We start from the raw sequence: 17624 nt of genomic DNA on the forward strand, positions 1-17624 counted from the left end.
GAAGACCGAAGACCGAAGAAAGCTCCAACCTAGCATCAAACCTAGATTCTGGCAGTTTCAATGGTTTAAAAGCTATGCGGAAATAGATATAAAATTAAGACAATTATTAGCAATGGGGAAATTTTGCCATTTAAAATGGAAATTAAGCCCTTGGGGCTCGGTTTGAAGCAAAAAAAAGGAAGCCGAAGCTTCCTTGAATTATGCACTCGTACCAGAAGGGCTACACCCTTCCACCACTTATTACTCGGAACAAAACAGCAATTACGGCCAATACTAGCAAGATGTGAATCAATCCGCCAACGCTATAAACAAAGGCGCCGAAGATCCATCCAATCACTAGGATTACGGCGATGATATAAAGTATAGATCCCATAATAAAAATGTTTAGGTGAATGAATAATTTACTTTATATTCTCAAATTTTACGCCAAATAAGAAAATTCTGTTTTTTATTTTATTGATTTTCAATATTTTGGGCAGATTTTACAGATAATACCATAAAAAAAGCACCGCTTTAATGAACGGTGCTTTTTGTTGGAATCCATCGAGTGGCTATACCCTACGACCTCCTATGATATTAAATAGTACTGCGATTACTGCTAAGACTAATAGAATGTGTATCAGCCCGCCGGCACTATAAACAAATGCCCCGAAAATCCATCCTATTACAAGGATTACTGCGATGATATAAAGAATAGATCCCATAAGTTTAATGGTTTTAGTGGTTAAAATAAGTTATTGATATTGAACAAAATTTGCGCCAATTGCATAAATAAATCAAAAAATAATTAAAATATTTATATAACTGGTAATAAAAAAACCGCTGTGAAGCGGCTTTCCAATCTATAACTATACCCTGCTTCCCCCTATGATCCGGAACAGGACTGCAATTACTGCCAACACTAAGAGTATGTGAATCAGGCCACCCACACTGTAAACGAAGGCGCCAAAGATCCATCCGATAACTAGAATCAATGCGATTATATAAAGTAATGAACTCATCTTTTTAAATATTATGTGGTTAAATGATAATTTATTTATAAAAATGACAAGTTCAGTGCCAAAATGATTAATTGAATTTTATTCCCATCAATTCCATCAATTTATGGGCATTGAAGCTTGGACAAGGCCCTTTTTTAATTTTATAATCAAATATTATTTCGTCCTGCTGTATGGTAGAATGGAAGCTGAAATTCAGAACACCTGCTATTTCCAAGTCCGCCAGCTCAATGTCATGGGTAGAGATTATACCTTTGCTTTGGGTGCTTCGAAGCTGGTTGATTAGGGCTTCACTTCCCATCACCCGATCGGTGGTATTGGTACCTTTCAGGATTTCATCCAAAAGGAAAAAGATCGGTAAACCGCTTTCGGCCTGGTCGAGCAGCTTTTTGATCCTTGCCAGCTCTGCATAAAATGAACTTACGCTTTCTCCCAAACTATCCGTATTGCGCATGCTTGTAAACAACTGGAATGGCCCTGTGGCAAAGCTCTTTGCAAATGGGCTCAGCCCCATCCCGGCAAGAACCAAGTTGATACCAATCGTACGCATGAAGGTGGTTTTGCCTGACATGTTGCTCCCGGTGAGCAGCACGATTTTTTCTCCATCCTTGAGTTCAAAATCATTGGCCACACATTTATCTGGATGAATGAGGGGGTGCTTGACTTCTTGGGCTTTTAAGTTGAATTGGGAAGTCCATTCCACCGGTGTGTGGGTGCCTTCCTGCTCGGTAAATGCTGCCAAGGACACGAGTACCTGCCATTCGTTAAAACATGTTTCCCAAAAATGCACATGGCTTTTATTTCTTTTTTTCCACCTTTCCAATCTCCAAAGCACCACGTAATCCGTCCAGAAAAGGAAATTAAAAATCATATACACCAGGTTAGCCCTGTTTTGGACCATGAAACTTTGCTGCTCCAGGCTTTTCAGGGAATTGGAGGCCTTAAACTGATCGTCATAAATAGGCTTTTGCAGGGTTTGGAGCATCTCATCCTGAAAACTGATGCCTTCCAGGAGTCTGGCCCAAGCCGTGTAAGTTTTAAGGTCCCCTTCATCGGGCATTACCTTGCTGGCCGCCATTAGAGGTCGGAGAACCCAGCTTAATACTATCGCCCCGATTAGAACCCAAAGTGAAAACCACCCTGGTGTAATGTAACCCACTATGGTAGCCAATAGGACGGCCAGACCTACGATAGGGCCAATTATTATGGGAAGAAAAAAGATATCCTTCCATTTGTTGCCGGTGTTGATCCACTCATAAAAGCCTGTCTTGGCTTTTTCCTCCTTCAGAAATGCTTTTCCAAAGGCCTCAAAATGAAGCAAAAAATCCTTTTTTGTGGATAACTCTTGGATGGCCGAATGCCTCAACTGTGATTTTTCCACAGCATGATAGGCTTTCATCTCCTGTGCCAGCAGGTATCTTCCCTCCCCACTCACGGTATGGTTGAGCAATTGAAAAAGGGAATGCTCACCAAAAAGATCCAGGTCGTTGGAAAATGGGTGCTTCTTATCTATGAATTCCGTCCCCTGATCAAATCTGGAAAGGTCCCTGACCTTGCGGAAATGGTTTTCATCGTTTACGGCCAAGATGCCTTTCAAAAAGGCCTGTCTGTCTTTAAGCTTGTTAAACCTTTTGATCGAAAGGACGAATAGGATGCTGACGGGGAAAAACAGAAAGAGTACCCAGCGGATTTCGCTTAGCCCCACGATGATGATGGCAAGCATGGAAAAAAATAAGACCAGTCTTGATATGGATAAGCCAGCGATTCTTTTGCTTGTTTTTTTGAGCGTAACTTCCGGCTCTTTGTAGTTAAAATCTAAGATCATAGGCCAAATATAACTAATCTGTCAAATTTTATGTTTGAAAGTAAAAACAAGCGCAATATGGATAAGAAAAATGTAAAGCAGGATATGCCCAAGGAGGATCTTGCCGAGGAATGGGATTTCTCCGAAGGTTTCGGTGGCCTGCCTGATGATGCGGATTTGACTGGAAATATTGGATGTGCTTCTGGGAGACGGAAGGGGAAGGCAGAAAAAGATTCCGAGGATAAGGTTTAAAGGTTGAAGGGACTGATTAATGGATTAGAGTAAATACAGGGGATCTCACGTTTAATCATTAATCATCCGAAGGCGCTCAGTTCCTACCGAATATAAACTTTTAAACTATCAAAGGCCCGCTTAATAAGCAGGCCTTTGATAGTTTAATTGGAATTCTTCTCGGGAGAGAGCGTAAGTTCCGGTTTTCCTTCGGGGAAATAGTGGTTGACATCTCGCTGTGGGAACGGTACTTCTATATCATTGGCTTCAAAAGCTTCCTTGATGGCTTCCATATTGTCCCAATATACCGGCCAAAGGTCTGCGGCATTGGCCCAGCATCTGACGGAAAGATCCAGAGAGCTGTCGCCGAAATTGGTGAAGTAAACCACCGGGGCGGGGTCTTCCAATACCCTTTCATCCTTTTTGAGCACGTCGAGGATTATCTCCCTGGTCTTTTTGAGGTCTGTGCCATAAGCCACTCCCAAACTTAACTCCACCCTACGGGTAGGCTTCATGGAGAGGTTAATGATGCTGGAATTGGCCAATCCCCCATTAGGGATGATGACTACTCGGTTATCAAAATTGCGGACCGTTGTGTAAAGGATATCGATTCTTTCCACACTGCCCAAAGTCCCTTGCGCTTCAATGGTGTGGCCAACTTTGAAAGGCTTGAAGATCAAGATCAACACCCCTCCGGCAAAATTGGACAGGGAGCCCTGCAAGGCCAGACCGACTGCCAAACCCGCGGCACCCAAAATGGCGATAAAGGAAGTAATCGGGAAGCCCAGGGTCGATGCAACGGCCAATATCAGCACCACATAAAGAATGACACGAATGAAGCTGCTTAAGAATATGGCCAGAGAAACCTCTATTTCATATTTGGTAAAGATATTATTGACGGTTTTGACCAAAAACCGGATGATATACATACCAATAAAATAATATATTAAAGCTAAAATGATGCTCGGAACGACAATCCAGGCGGCATCTATAGCCCTTCTGGTGAAATGTTCAATCGTTGCAATATCTAAGTCCATAAGTTTATTGTTGATGAAGGAAGCCCAAAATTAAAAAGATTAGGCAGATAATTAAAGGAATCGGAAGGTTTTGCTTAATGCAGACCCAGAACCTGCCAGCGAAATGCCCAGTTCCATTTAATACTGTATCTTTCCCATCCTGAAAGGTTTAAGATTTCCTCCAGCTCTTTTTCTTTGAAGCTCCTCAATACCGATATGGGCCCGTCATTTTTGACCATGGGGGATTTGGAAAACAGTTTTGTGAGCAGTTTTATACTATAGTATGCCAAGGGGTGTCTGTGGAGGTCGTTGATCACAAAACCCAGTTGGGTATTTGCCTTGAAATTCTTGAGCATGGTGATCAATTCAGTGTCTGTAAAATGGTGGGTGAATAGTGTGCATGTAATGATATCCAGCGGTCGGTCGAGAAGGTTGGTATCAAATACATCGGCCACGTGAAACTCCACATTGGGATACTCCTCCAGGTTTTTTTTTGCCAACGCAATTATGTTGGGATTGGCATCAATGGCATGAAAAGTGACATGGATCCGGTTTTTCTCCGCCCAGCGCGCCATCACTTTGATCATGTCCCCTTGTCCGCAACCAATGTCGGCGATCTGGTAATGAGGCTGTGGATAACTTCCGATAAGCTGCTCCAGACCATCGGTAGAGACCTGGTTTCCACCTAGAAGGTGATTGATGGTTTTAAGCTCTTTAAGCGTCTGGACAAGTTCCTGACCACCACAATTGAGGTCATCCATCTGCTCCCTTTCAAAACTCCGCTTCTTAAACTTGCTCATTGCTTATCCAATAAAAGTGTTTCTAGCGTCAAGCCTGGTCCAAATCCCATGGCCAGGATTTCTCCGGGATTGCCATCTTGCTTCAATATCTTTTCCAAAACAAATAGAATGGTAGCCGAAGACATGTTTCCAAAATCCCTAAGCACCTGATGGGCAAAGCAATTCTGCTCTGAATCGATTCCAAAGCTCTCCTCGACTTTTTTGAGGATCATCTTGCCTCCTGGGTGTATAGCAAAGTTCTTAATTGTGGATAACTTAAATTTTTCCTCCAATTTTTTCCCCAAAGCCTCTATTCCCTTCTCCAAAAGGCCAGGGATATATTTACTCAGCTTCATTTCAAAGCCGAAATCCCCGATATGCCAAGCCATATCCCCTTCACCTTCTCTTACCAAGTTGCTTTGGTAATCCTTGATGCCTATGCCCTGTTTGGAATTGGCCACCAAGGCCGCTGCTGCCCCGTCACCAAAAAGGGCATTGGCCAATAAGTTATCCTCGTTGTAATCTTTTTGAAAATGTATGGTGCAGAGTTCCACGCAAGCCAGCACCACTTTGGCTTCCGGATCGCTGGTGCAGATTCTATCGGCCATCTTGATAGCGGTAAATGCAGCATAGCAACCCATAAAATGGATGCAATATCGCTCGACGGTGTCCTTGAACCCCATTTTTCCCATAATTTCCAATTCCAGTCCCGGTGCATACATGCCCGTGCAGCTCACCAGGATAAGGTGGGTGACCTCTTCAGCTTTTACCTCTGAATTGGAAAGGCAATTGCTGATAGCCTTAATGGCAAGGGAAGGAGCCTCTTGCTGAAATACTCGCATCCGGTCACGGGTGGAGGGAAAGGGTTCTAGGTTTTCAGATTGGGGGAAAAAACGAAAATCTTTAAAGTCGTTTTTTTCAAAGTCCTTCAGCACACTGTATCTGTTATCAATGCCGGACTGGCTATAGACAAACTGCAGCTTTCGGGCGTCCAAAGGTCCCAAGGAGTGGGCCATCTTCATAAATTCGCCAATGGATTTTTGTTGGATGGCCGCCCCGGGGTTTGCCGTACCGATAGAAATAATGGAGTTATTCATTAATTTGATTTAAATGCCTATATTGATTACAGAAAAATACTACTAACAGCCCCCACTTAACTTTGGCATAAGCTTATATGTTTAAACTATCCAACTGGAAGCTTTTAAGAATATCATTTTCCTTTTATCTGTTGCCTGTTTTTCTGTTTGCCTTAGCCCATTCCCCCAATTTGGATGGCTTTAGGTTATTAATAGTCTTTTTAGCCTTGCATCTTTTTCTTTACCCGTCCAGCAATGCCTACAACAGCTTTTTTGATAAGGATGAGCTGAGTATTGCCGGTATCAAGCATCCACCAAAAGTGACCCCTGGGCTGCTTTACCTTTCATTTATCTTTTTGTTTACTGCACTTGTTTTGGGCGTGTGGATAAACTTTGCCTTTGCCGGCATGGTGCTTTTGTACGCCTTAGTTTCAATGGCCTACAGCCATCCTGCCATCCGGTTAAAAAAATACCCCTTTATCGGCTGGATTACGGCTGGGTTTTTTCAGGGATTGTTCACATTTGCCATGGCCTATGCTGGGCTCAACGGTTTTGGGTGGAATGTCTTCGAAAAGCCCCATGTACTGATTCCGGGGCTGCTGACCAGCTTGATGATTTTGGGAAATTATCCCCTAACTCAGGTTTATCAACATGAGGAAGATGGGCGGAGGGGTGACCGCACCATGAGTTTATACCTCGGTTACACGGGCACATTCGTATTTTCCTCCATCTGGTTTTTGATAGCCGGGGCCGGGTTTATTTATTATTTTCTGGGCCAATCGCAAATATGGGCAGTTTGGGCCTTTCTTGCCGGCGTGGCTCCCGCCATATTGTTTTTCTACACCTGGTTCTATTTTGTGAGGCAAAATGCGGAGAAATATGCCACTTACCCCTGGGCCATGTGGATGATCCGGCTTTCGGCTTTGGGACTGAATGTCTTTTTTGCCTATTACTTTCTGGAAAGGACGCAAGTTTTGCAGGTAATTTGATCCCCTAATGAAAGGGGGCTCCGTGGGTCCTTTTCATGATGGAGTGGCCCACAGAGGGAAAGGTTTTCAATATCCCGACAGCAAGGCTTGCTGAAAAAGCAGAACCAAACAATTTTTGCACCTTGCGGCCTATCCACAATCTCCGCTTAAACCGCAGAGACCAGTGGTGGCTGTACCAGTTTTCAATAGCAGACCTCTCCTTATTGTGGATAATTGCCTCGGCGGCTAATTTGCCGGAGTGAATGGCGATGGCCATCCCATTTCCACAAAGCGGGGTAATAAGGCCTGCCGCATCCCCAGCCATCAGGATATGGTCCACCACTGGTGCCTTTTGGGAAAAATCAACTTCATTGATCACTACGGGCCTCTCCAAAAGCTGTTCGCTGTTGTTGAAAAGCTCCTTTATAAAAGGATTTTCATACAGGTACGTTTTCTCCATTTCTGCTATCGAGCCTATCTCCCTCAGCTGTTCTTTATTGCCCAGATAGCATACGTTATAAGCGCCATTTTCAATTTTGTTGATCCCAAGATATCCGCCGTTGTAATTGTGGAGGGCAACAGTATCGTGGGGGAAGTCGGTTTTCATATGGTATTTGATGCCGATGAAGGGGCTGCGGTTTTCCATAAAGGGCCGCTTGAGCGACTTGTCCATGCGGGATCTTTTGCCGAAGGCCCCTATGACCTGATCCGCCTGTAGTTCCTGTCCATTCTTTAGGAATATGGAAAAAGAGTTTTCATTTGGCACATAAGCGGTTTCCAAAACCTCGGTATTCAGGAGGAATTCTACGCCTGCCTGGGTACATTTCTCAAAGAGAAACTGGTCAAAGGCATACCTACTCAGGCCAAACCCGCCCAGGTCCAAGGGCATTTCTATTTTGCCGCCGCTTGGGGAGGTGAGCATAAAGCGGGTGATTTCTTTTGGCTCAAGATGGCTGGGAAACAGGTCGTGTTTTTGGAGGAAAGGCCTGACTTCATTGGAGATATACTCGCCGCATACTCGGTGGAAAGGATAGGATTGCTTTTCAACCAGGGTGGTTTTATGGCCTTGGCGGGCCAGCATATGAGCTGCCGTTAGGCCTGCCAGCCCACCCCCGATGATTACAATCTTCTGTTTTTGAGCCATGCAGACCTTTTAAGAGTTTGACAAACCGTTTATCAAAAATGACAAACTGTATGGATAGGGTTTTTAATTAAAATCATATTTTGTGCCCTACAACGAAATTATCAACCCAATAAATAATAAGATGTTTTCATCCCAAAACTTAAAACATGTAATCCTCGGCTCCTTGCTGGTGGGTGCAGTCTTCGCTACCGAAGATGTGCAAGCGCAGCGCAAGAAGAAAAAAGAGGCAGAGGCCCCAGCAGCCCAGCAGGCCAAGCCAGCCGCAAGCAAAAACGGCATCAAACCTTATAGCGAAGTCATCACTGCCAAGGCCAATACAAAAGATGGCCTTTTCAAAGTACATGAAATTGACGGCAAGTATTTCTATGAAATTGCCGACTCCCTGATCGGCAGAGAAATGCTGATCGTGACCACCATCGCCAAAACAGCCGAAGGTATAGGCTATGGCGGGGAGCGCACCAACACCCAAATGGTCAGATGGGACCGTGGAAACGGCAACCGCATCAACCTGAAAATGGTCAGCTACCGCAACACAGCCGCAGACTCATTGCCAATTTACCAAGCTGTAAAGAACTCCAACTTGGAGCCAATCATCCATTCTTTTGACATCAAAGCCAAATCTGAAGACGGTGATGGCGTGGTGATCGAGGCCACAGATCTTTTCAGCAAGGATGTACAGGCTCTTGGTTTGCCAAAAAACAGAAGAGAAAGCTATAAAGTAACCCGTCTGGATAATGACCGCTCTTACATCGAGCATATCCACACTTACCCGATCAACATCGAAAGTAGGTATATCATGACCTATTTGGCGAACAACCCGCCATCCAATGCAAGCACTGGTTCTATCACGGTGGAAATGAACAGCTCCATGCTTTTGCTTCCTAAAGAGCCTATGAAGCAGCGTCTGGCCGACCGCAGAGTAGGTTGGTTTAATACATCTGTGACTGATTATGGTTTGGATGAGCAAAAGGCAACGAGAAGAACCTATTTGGATCGTTGGAGACTTGAGGTGAAGGATGAGGACATCGAGAAGTTCAAGGCAGGCGAATTGGTAGAGCCAAAGAAGCCTATTGTTTACTACATTGATCCAGCTACACCGGATAAATGGAGACCTTATCTAAAACAAGGTGTGGAGGATTGGAACAGGGCTTTTGAGGCTGCAGGTTTTAAAAATGCCATACAGGCCAAAGATGCCCCTACCCCAGAAGAAGATCCAGGATGGAGCCCAGAGGATGCGCGTTATTCCGTGATCCGCTATTTTGCTTCTGATATTCAGAATGCTTATGGTCCCCACGTATCCGATCCCCGTTCTGGAGAGATTCTGGAATCTGATATCGGATGGTATCACAATGTGATGAATTTGTTGAGAAACTGGTATTTTATCCAAACCGCTGCGGTAAATCCTGATGCCAGAAATGTGAAATTCAAGGATGATGTGATGGGTAGATTGATCCGATTTGTGTCCGCTCACGAAGTTGGGCATACATTAGGTCTTCCACACAACTTTGCCTCTTCCAATGCAATACCTGTGGATTCTTTGCGTTCTGCTGAGTTTACCCAAAAGTATGGAACGGCCCCATCCATCATGGATTACGCCAGATTCAATTACGTAGCACAGCCAGAAGACAAGGGCGTGAGCCTTTTCCCTGATGTGGGGGTTTATGATAAATATGCCATCTCTTGGGGTTACAGACCAATTTTGGAAGCTGAAACTCCTGAGGACGAGCAGCCGATCCTGAACGAGTGGATAACTTCTAAAAACGGTGACCCACTATACAGATATGGCCGTCAAGGCAATTCATATGATCCAAGTGCCCAAAGTGAGGATTTGGGTGATAATGCCATGTTGGCCTCCGATTATGGGATCAAAAACCTTAAGCGGATTATGCCTAATTTGATCGAATGGACTTTCGAAGAAGATAAGCCTTTCAAAGATTATTCAGATCTAAATGAAATGTACGGTCAGGTAATCGGTCAGTTTAACCGCTACATGGGCCATGTTAAAACAAATGTAGGCGGTGTATATGAGCGCTACAGGTCTACCGGTGACGGTGAAGGCGTTTATACCCACACTGATAAAGCTACCCAAAAAGAAGCTGTGAAATTCCTGAATAAGGAATTGTTCAATACTCCTTCTTGGTTGATCGATAATGAGATCACTGCCAGGACCGCCGATTTTGGTGCTTTGGAAAAGATCAGAAGTATTCAGGTAGGTACCCTAAACAGCATTTTGGATCATGGCAGGTTAGGACGTGTAATTGAAAATGAAGCCATCAACGGTAGCAATGCCTATAACATGGTGGAACTGTTTGATGATTTGAGAGGCGGAATCTGGACAGAGCTTAGCAATGGCGCCCAGATCGACGTTTATAAAAGAGCGCTTCAGAGAGCTCACCTGGAAAGGTTGCAGGAGTTGATGACCAAAGATGAGCCGAATGTTCCTGCTAACTTCAGAAGGTTTGTAGGCCCGCAGATCAACGCTTCGCAGTCTGATATTCGTCCGATAGTAAGAGGAGAGCTGAAAACGCTGCAAAGACAGGTAAAAGCGGCCATTCCAAGAACTTCCGACAGGGTGTCTAAGCTCCACTTGGAGGATACCTTGGAAAGGATAAATGATATTTTAAACCCGAAAGCCTAATTAATTGGGGAGTCCTTGGCTCCCCAATTTTTTTATATTTCTCGCAAAGGGGCGGAGAAAATCGGAAAGGATGCAAAGAGTTTTTAGAGAAAGTTGCAATTGAGGAGTTATCTCATATTTTTCCACCTTTCTTTTTAAAGTCATACATTAGAATTATTTTTACTGCATTACCGTTGATCAGGTAGGACAGCAAATCACAGGACATGACTTTGAAAACTTCAGATATTCTAAAAGAAAACAAACTGAGAGTTACCAGTTGCAGAAGAGATGTGTTGAAAACATTTCTTAAGCGTCAGGAAGCCCTTTCCCATGCCGATCTTGAGGAAGAGCTGAAGGAAAACTTTGACCGGGTGACCATCTATAGGACTCTGAAGACTTTCCTGGAAAATGACATGGTCCATAAAGTCCTCGATGACAGTGGTGCTACCAAATACGCTTTATGTATGCACGAGCATCATGACAGCAGCGTTCACCATAATCATAGTCACGACCACGTGCATTTCAAATGCGAAAAATGTGGAAAAACCAATTGTATAGAAGAGCTCACCCTTCCGGCCATTAGCTTACCCAAAGGCTATATTGGCAAAGAGATGAACTTGCTTGTGCAGGGAGTATGTGATAAATGTAGTTAAGAGACGGAAGACGGAAGACCGAAGACCGAAGACGTGACACCGAAACTAGCCTGACTCGGTAGAGGCAGGACATACATGAATATCAAACCATAGGGGTGGTTTTTTTCCGTTTTGGGGCGTCTTTGGGCCAGATTACCCCTGGAGGTAAATCAATTTTTGGCGGGGTCATATCTTCTACGCCTCCATCTCCATCATCTGCGTCGTTGTTGCGGTTATTGAAGCGAGCTTTTGTCATGGTTGCTACAAAATAGATCAACACCACATAGGCAAGCGCACACAAAACCAAATCGATAAATAAGCTGCTCATGGTTAAAAGTTATTTTATTTCTACGCGAATAAGTTTTAATCCTCAAAAACCTAACCATAAGCACTTTGCCTTTGTTGCGATTTGACTAAAATATCCCAGCAATTGGGAGATAATTTGGTTTATAGCCGATATCGTTAGATATTTGCGTCAAATTTTATCGCCATGATTATCAAAACCAAAAAATATAAATTAGAAACTGGTACTTATATCAAATTGGGGCTTAGAAATGTCTTCAAGGAACAGTGGTGGGTGATCCTGATCGCTTTGGCTATTGCTTCGGGGTATTTTTGGATAGCTTCATGGTGGTGGATAAGTATGGCGATATTAGCCTATGTGCTATATTTATTGTTTTGGGTTATCCAGTTTGCGGGTGTGACGCAAATGGAGCAAAATAAAGTTATGTTCGAAAAGCTGGCCTATGAGATTGACAGCCGCCAGGTGTTGATGAAAGTCAATCCCAAGCAGGGTATGCCCATCAACTGGGACATGATCAAACAGGCCTATGTGGATAAAGATGCTTATGTGCTCATCATGTCCAAAGCCCAATTCCTTCACCTCCCCTTCCGCATTTTCAACACCGAAAACGAGAAGAAGTTTATGGAGACTATTTTGAGGAGAAAAGGATTGATTAAGGCAAGCGAAAAGTAAAGAAGTCGGGAGACCGAAGACAGGAGACGGAAATTTTTACATCCGACATCCAACATCCGACATCGGTCATCCAACATCCTACATCTTACAATATTTCCAACGTCGCTATCTTGCCATCCGCTCCGGAGGCCCAGATGGAGCCGTTGGATTTGGACCTTTTTACGGTGTGAAAACCCTCTGTTCCCAGATTTTCCCAGCTTTCGCCCCCGTTGGCGCTGAAATCCGTACCCGTAGGACCTACTGCTATCACCCAATGCAAACGGGGATAGTAGGCCACTCCTGATCGGTAGCCAGAAGGGGTATTTCCTTTATTCGGTTCCCAAGTCAACCCGTTGTCGTGAGATAGCACTACGTTGGCTGAATGGTTGGATGGATCCTGAAAATCACCACCCACTGCTATAATATTGCTGTTGTCAATAATAGTTAAGCTGAAAATTCCTTGTGAGGCCTCACCCTGCACCATAGGCGTGCTAGTAACAGCCCATTTATCGCCCCTATTGTGGGAATAATAGATGTTGCTCTCTTTTCCTCCGCTGGCTAAATAAAGATTATCCTGGTCTACCACCATAATTGACCCACTTGCCGCAAAACCGGCTTCCCCATCCACGGCCTTGGGAGGATTTTCTGAACGTATCCATGTTTCTCCTCCATCTATAGTTTTGATGATGGTCCACTTGCCATTTATGGGATCGCCATAAGCATAGCCTATTTTATCATCTTTGAAGGCCATGCCGTTCAAGAAATCCTCTTCCCTTCCCTGATAGACTTTCTGCCAATTATCCCCCCCGTCGGTGGTTCGGTAAATCACCGCTGGCTGCCCGGCTGATACGGCAATAGCCGTGCTGGCGCTAAAGGCTTCAATATCCCGAAAATCAACCGTATCCATACCGTCAATCACTCCGTGTTTCCAGCTTTTGCCCCCATCTGTAGTTCGCAGCCAAGTTCCATTGGCCCCGCTGGCCCACACGATATGCTCGGTCACGGGGGAAAGCCCTCGTAAAGAGGCCTCCACAGGTGTGTCTATCATCAGCCAATTTCCCGGCTCTGGATTCTCCACAGCCACTCGGGTATGACAGGATTGGAAATGGAGAGCCCCCCATATGATGGCCAAAGTGAATAATAATCGTCTCATATATTTTTAAAAAATTCCTATTGGTTCATGGATGATTCACTCAGGTATTTACCTGTATAGTTTTCTTTTTCTTGCAAAAGTTCCTCAGGAGTACCTTCAAATGTGACAAAGCCTCCTTTTTCACCCCCCTCAGGGCCAAGGTCAATCACCCAGTCTGCTGATTTGATCACTTCCGTATTATGCTCAATTATGATTACCGAATGCCCCTGGTCAATGAGGGCATTGATGGAATGGAGCAGTTTTTTGATGTCGTGAAAATGTAGTCCAGTGGTGGGCTCATCAAAAATGAACAAAATATGCTCATCCATCTTGGAAGTATTCTTCCCCAAATAGGAAGCCAATTTTACCCGTTGTGCCTCTCCTCCACTCAACGTGTTGGAGGACTGGCCCAAGCCGATGTACCCGAGTCCCACTTCCCATAGTGGCTCAAGCTTTCCAATAATGGCCTGCTTGTCTTTGAAGAAATCCATTGCCTCCTCTATGGTCAAATCCAGCACTTCGGAAATATCCTTATCCTTGAACTTGACATCGAGGATTTCATTCTTGAATCTTTTGCCTTTACAGGATTCGCAAGTCAGGTAGATGTCGGCCATAAACTGCATCTCTATCTTTTGGGTTCCTTCCCCCTGGCAGGCTTCACAGCGCCCACCATCCACATTGAAGCTGAAAAATGCCGGTTTGTACCCACGCTGCTTGGCGGTAGGCTGGTCTGCATAGAGGTTACGGATGGCATCATAGGCCTTCACGTAAGTCACAGGATTTGAACGTGAAGATTTTCCTATGGGATTTTGATCCACAAATTCAATCTGTGTGATTTTTTTGTATTCCCCTTCCAGTTTGTCAAATTTTCCCGTTTCCTCATTTACCGTACCCAGAATTTTGCCAATAGCAGGGTAAAGCACTTTTTTGATCAAGGTGGATTTTCCTGATCCGCTGACCCCGGTAACTACCGTAAGTACTCCCAAGGGAAAGCTTACCGTCAGGTTTTTCAGGTTGTTTTCCCTTGCTCCCTTGATGGTAAATTTGTTTTTCCAAGGGCGGGTTGACTTATTAAAGGCAATCGTTTCCTCACCTTTCAGGTATTTGGCCGTGTAGGTGTTCCCTTTGGTCAAGAGAGATTGCAGGTCACCCTGGAAAACAAGTTCCCCGCCGTGAGTACCGGCATCTGGGCCTATATCGATGATTTCATCAGCGGCTTTCATGATCTTTTCCTCATGCTCTACCACGATCACCGTATTACCCATATCTCGCAAACTTTCCAGAACCGTAATGAGGCGGTCCGTATCCCTGGGGTGAAGTCCTATGCTTGGCTCATCCAAGATGTACATGGAACCCACCAAGGCACTACCCAGAGAGGTAGCCAATTTGATACGCTGATATTCTCCACCGGAAAGCGTGGAGGTAAGCCTATTAAGTGTAAGGTACACCAATCCTACCTTGTTTATATATTCGAGCCTGTTGATGATTTCCTTCAGCAGACGGTTGGCCACCTTTTCTTCCTGTGGGGTCAATTTTAGGTTGAGAAAGTGCTCATAGGCCTTTTCGGTTGGCATGAGTACCACGTCTATGATGCTGTGGTTGTCGATTTTTACATAGGAAGCATCCTTTCTCAATCTCGTGCCCTTACAATCCGGGCAGGTGGTTCTTCCCCTAAATCGGGAAAGCATCACCCTGTATTGGATCTTATGGGTCTTGCTTTGCAGGTGGTCAAAGAAGTCATTCAACCCCTGAAAATATTTATTTCCAGTCCAGAGGAGCTGTTTGTGTTCCTCATCCAGGTCTTCATAGGCCCTGTGAATGGGGAAATCAAAGTTGATCCCATTTTTAATCAAGGGTTCCGCCCATTTCTTGGAGCTTTCCCCTCGCCAGGGTGCTATGGCACCTTCGTACACCGAAAGGCTTTTATCCGGAATCACCAAGTCCTCATTGATGCCCAAAACTGAACCAAATCCTTCACAGGTTTTACAGGCGCCGTAAGGGTTGTTGAAGCTGAAAAAGTTGACGGATGGATGCTCAAACGTCATCCCGTCAAGCTCAAACCTGTCGTTAAAGGATTTTTGGTCTTTTCCGGGAATCACCACATTACATTCTCCATGGCCCTCATAAAATGCCGTCTGCACACTGTCGGAAATCCTAAATTGGTTATCCTCATCATCATGCTGAACGGTCACCCGGTCGATAAGGATTTCGTAATCCCCTTTGGGAAAATCATTGTTTTCAAGAAGGTCTTCGACATAGAAAGCCTCACCGTTGATAAGGATCCGGCTGAAGCCTTTTTGGAGCAGGATTTCCAATTCTTTTTTAACTGTCCGGTCCGCTGCGATCTGAAGAGGACAGCTGATCATCACTTTATCGCCCTCATCGAAGCTGTGGATATAATCCACCACATCGGTGACCGTGTTATGCTTTACCTCTTCCCCGGAAATGGGTGAAATGGTCCGCCCAATTCGGCTGTAGAGGAGTTTGAGGTAATCGTATATCTCCGTGGTGGTTCCTACAGTGGATCTGGGGTTTCGGGTATTTACTTTTTGCTGGATGGCAATGGCGGGAGATACACCTTTAATATATTCCACCTCGGGTTTTTCCATGCGGCCTAGGAACTGCCGGGCGTAGGAGCTCAAGCTTTCCACATACATCCTTTGACCTTCGGCAAAAAGCGTATCGAAAGCCAAAGAGGACTTGCCTGAGCCAGATAGACCGGTCACCACTACCAGCTTGTTGCGGGGGATGGCGACACTCAAACTCTTCAGGTTATTGACTTTGGCGTTTTTGATGATAATGTAGGATCGGGGGTCAAGCTCTTCCAAAGCTCCGTGGTGGTGTTGCATGCTTTTGTCCATAATTACAAATATACCTACCAAACACGGCAAATGGTAATTTTGTTGAAAAGCCTATTCTTGAAGAAAGGCAATTTTTCTTAGTATATTCATAATGTTAAAATTCGTTAAATGCAAAATATAATTTTATAGTACAAATAGTTCCTCACTATTGATTTTCAACTAGTTAATTGGTAAATTTATCTATCAACTAAAAGAAAGCTCTTTTGAATTGCATTTTTTTGAGTTTGGTGGCACTGGGTTTGTGACTTTAAAAGGTTTTGTCAAAAATCTGGCGATTTAGATAATTTTGTAGGTTTAGGATATTCCGACGATAATTTTGTGATAAATTATTTTATCATTTATTTGGATAGAAAAAAATTGGATATTTGATTGCGTTGTATTTTTCTAATATATACATTTGGATTCTTAGATATTTGTTTCAAACATAAAATCACAATATGGGATAAACCTCTACGTTATTTTAAAAGTTAGAATTTATGAGTAAAAGGTTAGGGCCTAAGGACAGTGAACTTATCGCACAGTATAGAAATGGTAGCGAAGTTGCTTTTGAGTTGTTGGTAGATAAGTATAAATCCAGGGTATTTACGACTATTTACATGATCGTAAAGGATCAGGGTGTGGCAGAGGATTTACTACAGGACGTATTTGTCAAGGTAGTACAGACATTAAATTCCGATCGTTATAACGAGGAAGGGAAATTCCAACCATGGTTGATGAGGATAGCTCACAACTTGGCTATTGATTATTTTAGAAAGATGAAAAGGTACCCATCCATAGTCATGGAGGACGGTTCCAATCTATTTAATACGCTGAAGTTTGCTGATGAGTCTGTGGAAGACCTCCAGGTAAAGGATGAAACCCACAAATTGGTAAGGCAACTTGTTGACGAACTGCCGGAAACGCAGAAACAGGTGCTGATTATGAGGCATTACATGGATCTGAGCTTCCAGGAGATAGCTGAGCAGACAGGGGTAAGCATTAATACTGCTCTTGGCCGCATGCGCTATGCATTGATCAACATGCGGAAGAAGATGAAACAGATAAATTTTGCCTATGACAAAATCTTTTACCCCAAATGATCTGGTAAGTTACATTTACCAAGAGTTGAGTGAAACCGAGAGTGATCAACTGACCCAGGCACTTCATGCCAATGAAGCCCTAATGGAACAGTACATTGAACTCAGAAGCGCCATTGATCAGCTCGACCAAGTTTTTATGGAGCCCTCAGAAAAAGTAGTGGACGCCATCAAAAGAAAGTGTCTGACCAAAGAAAACGTCTGATTTTAAAATAAGATATTATATTAGCCACTCTAGCGTAATGCTGGAGTGGTTTTTTTGTGAAGTAGAAAGGAAGTACGAAATACGAAGTAAAAAAAAAACCACAGAGCCTTAAAGAACACAGAGAAAAAGT

Annotated in this window: 18 protein-coding genes; 7 read left to right on the forward strand and 11 right to left on the reverse strand. The window is 44.0% G+C overall.

The genetic code is table 11. The annotated features are described in order from the left end of the window. Positions 1-220 precede the first annotated feature (220 nt). From KI659_RS05240 to KI659_RS05255, 4 genes are all read right to left on the reverse strand, one after another. Positions 221-373: a lmo0937 family membrane protein gene (locus tag KI659_RS05240; RefSeq protein WP_143959298.1), complete on the reverse strand. Its 153-nt coding sequence runs from the start codon at positions 371-373 to the stop codon at positions 221-223. Between the two features lie 178 nt (positions 374-551). Further along, positions 552-704: a lmo0937 family membrane protein gene (locus tag KI659_RS05245; RefSeq protein ID WP_143959299.1), complete on the reverse strand. Its 153-nt coding sequence runs from the start codon at positions 702-704 to the stop codon at positions 552-554. A gap of 144 nt (positions 705-848) precedes the next feature. Next, complete coding sequence (locus tag KI659_RS05250; protein WP_213944315.1) at positions 849-1001, reverse strand: lmo0937 family membrane protein; 153 nt, start codon at positions 999-1001, stop codon at positions 849-851. Between the two features lie 67 nt (positions 1002-1068). Then, the gene (locus tag KI659_RS05255; RefSeq protein ID WP_213944316.1) at positions 1069-2823 is read right to left on the reverse strand and encodes a MutS-related protein; all 1755 of its coding nucleotides are present in this window, start codon (positions 2821-2823) and stop codon (positions 1069-1071) included. 57 nt (positions 2824-2880) lie between these two features. On the opposite strand from KI659_RS05255, the gene KI659_RS05260 reads away from it, so the two are divergent. After that, the gene (locus KI659_RS05260; RefSeq protein WP_213944317.1) at positions 2881-3054 is read left to right on the forward strand and encodes a hypothetical protein; all 174 of its coding nucleotides are present in this window, start codon (positions 2881-2883) and stop codon (positions 3052-3054) included. Positions 3055-3197: 143 nt separating this feature from the next. Here the strand turns inward: KI659_RS05260 and KI659_RS05265 are convergent, their stop codons facing one another. The 3 genes from KI659_RS05265 to KI659_RS05275 all read right to left on the reverse strand — a co-directional run bounded on the left by KI659_RS05265 (position 3198) and on the right by KI659_RS05275 (position 5925). Continuing rightward, the gene (locus KI659_RS05265) at positions 3198-4070 is read right to left on the reverse strand and encodes a mechanosensitive ion channel family protein (protein ID WP_213944318.1); all 873 of its coding nucleotides are present in this window, start codon (positions 4068-4070) and stop codon (positions 3198-3200) included. A gap of 74 nt (positions 4071-4144) precedes the next feature. Further along, a complete protein-coding gene (locus tag KI659_RS05270; RefSeq protein ID WP_213944319.1) occupies positions 4145-4849 on the reverse strand; it encodes a methyltransferase domain-containing protein in 705 nt (234 codons plus the stop codon). After that, positions 4846-5925, reverse strand: a complete 1080-nt coding sequence (locus KI659_RS05275) for a type III polyketide synthase (protein ID WP_213944320.1) — start codon at positions 5923-5925, stop codon at positions 4846-4848. The genes KI659_RS05270 and KI659_RS05275 overlap by 4 nt, the downstream gene beginning before the upstream one ends. Positions 5926-6002: 77 nt before the next feature. On the opposite strand from KI659_RS05275, the gene KI659_RS05280 reads away from it, so the two are divergent. Further along, positions 6003-6893 carry a UbiA family prenyltransferase gene (locus tag KI659_RS05280; protein ID WP_213944321.1) on the forward strand — a complete coding sequence of 297 codons (891 nt, stop codon included), beginning with the start codon at positions 6003-6005 and terminating at the stop codon, positions 6891-6893. A gap of 4 nt (positions 6894-6897) precedes the next feature. Here the strand turns inward: KI659_RS05280 and KI659_RS05285 are convergent, their stop codons facing one another. Further along, positions 6898-8016, reverse strand: coding sequence for an NAD(P)/FAD-dependent oxidoreductase (locus tag KI659_RS05285; RefSeq protein ID WP_213944322.1), 1119 nt, complete (start codon positions 8014-8016; stop codon positions 6898-6900). 121 nt (positions 8017-8137) lie between these two features. Between KI659_RS05285 and KI659_RS05290 the strand changes: the two genes are divergently transcribed. Both KI659_RS05290 and KI659_RS05295 read left to right on the forward strand, forming a co-directional pair. Continuing rightward, positions 8138-10654 carry a zinc-dependent metalloprotease gene (locus KI659_RS05290; protein WP_213944648.1) on the forward strand — a complete coding sequence of 839 codons (2517 nt, stop codon included), beginning with the start codon at positions 8138-8140 and terminating at the stop codon, positions 10652-10654. A gap of 203 nt (positions 10655-10857) precedes the next feature. After that, positions 10858-11286, forward strand: coding sequence for a Fur family transcriptional regulator (locus KI659_RS05295; RefSeq protein ID WP_213944323.1), 429 nt, complete (start codon positions 10858-10860; stop codon positions 11284-11286). Between the two features lie 82 nt (positions 11287-11368). On the opposite strand, the gene KI659_RS05300 is transcribed toward KI659_RS05295, so the two are convergent. Next, positions 11369-11593: a hypothetical protein gene (locus KI659_RS05300; protein WP_213944324.1), complete on the reverse strand. Its 225-nt coding sequence runs from the start codon at positions 11591-11593 to the stop codon at positions 11369-11371. Positions 11594-11755: 162 nt separating this feature from the next. On the opposite strand from KI659_RS05300, the gene KI659_RS05305 reads away from it, so the two are divergent. Beyond that, the gene (locus KI659_RS05305) at positions 11756-12241 is read left to right on the forward strand and encodes a YcxB family protein (protein ID WP_213944325.1); all 486 of its coding nucleotides are present in this window, start codon (positions 11756-11758) and stop codon (positions 12239-12241) included. Between the two features lie 85 nt (positions 12242-12326). Here the strand turns inward: KI659_RS05305 and KI659_RS05310 are convergent, their stop codons facing one another. Together KI659_RS05310 and uvrA are read right to left on the reverse strand one after the other, a co-directional pair. Then, positions 12327-13373, reverse strand: coding sequence for a WD40/YVTN/BNR-like repeat-containing protein (locus KI659_RS05310; RefSeq protein WP_213944326.1), 1047 nt, complete (start codon positions 13371-13373; stop codon positions 12327-12329). A gap of 17 nt (positions 13374-13390) precedes the next feature. Next, positions 13391-16213, reverse strand: coding sequence for an excinuclease ABC subunit UvrA (gene uvrA, locus KI659_RS05315; RefSeq protein ID WP_213944327.1), 2823 nt, complete (start codon positions 16211-16213; stop codon positions 13391-13393). Positions 16214-16689: 476 nt separating this feature from the next. Between uvrA and KI659_RS05320 the strand changes: the two genes are divergently transcribed. Continuing rightward, positions 16690-17292, forward strand: coding sequence for an RNA polymerase sigma factor (locus KI659_RS05320; RefSeq protein WP_143959313.1), 603 nt, complete (start codon positions 16690-16692; stop codon positions 17290-17292). Next, positions 17267-17494, forward strand: coding sequence for an anti-sigma factor (locus KI659_RS05325; RefSeq protein WP_213944328.1), 228 nt, complete (start codon positions 17267-17269; stop codon positions 17492-17494). Before KI659_RS05320 ends, KI659_RS05325 begins: the two co-directional genes overlap by 26 nt. Positions 17495-17624: the final 130 nt, after the last annotated feature.

It is taken from the genome of Litoribacter ruber, assembly GCF_018449405.1.
Taxonomy (GTDB): Bacteria; Bacteroidota; Bacteroidia; order Cytophagales; family Cyclobacteriaceae; genus Litoribacter; species Litoribacter ruber.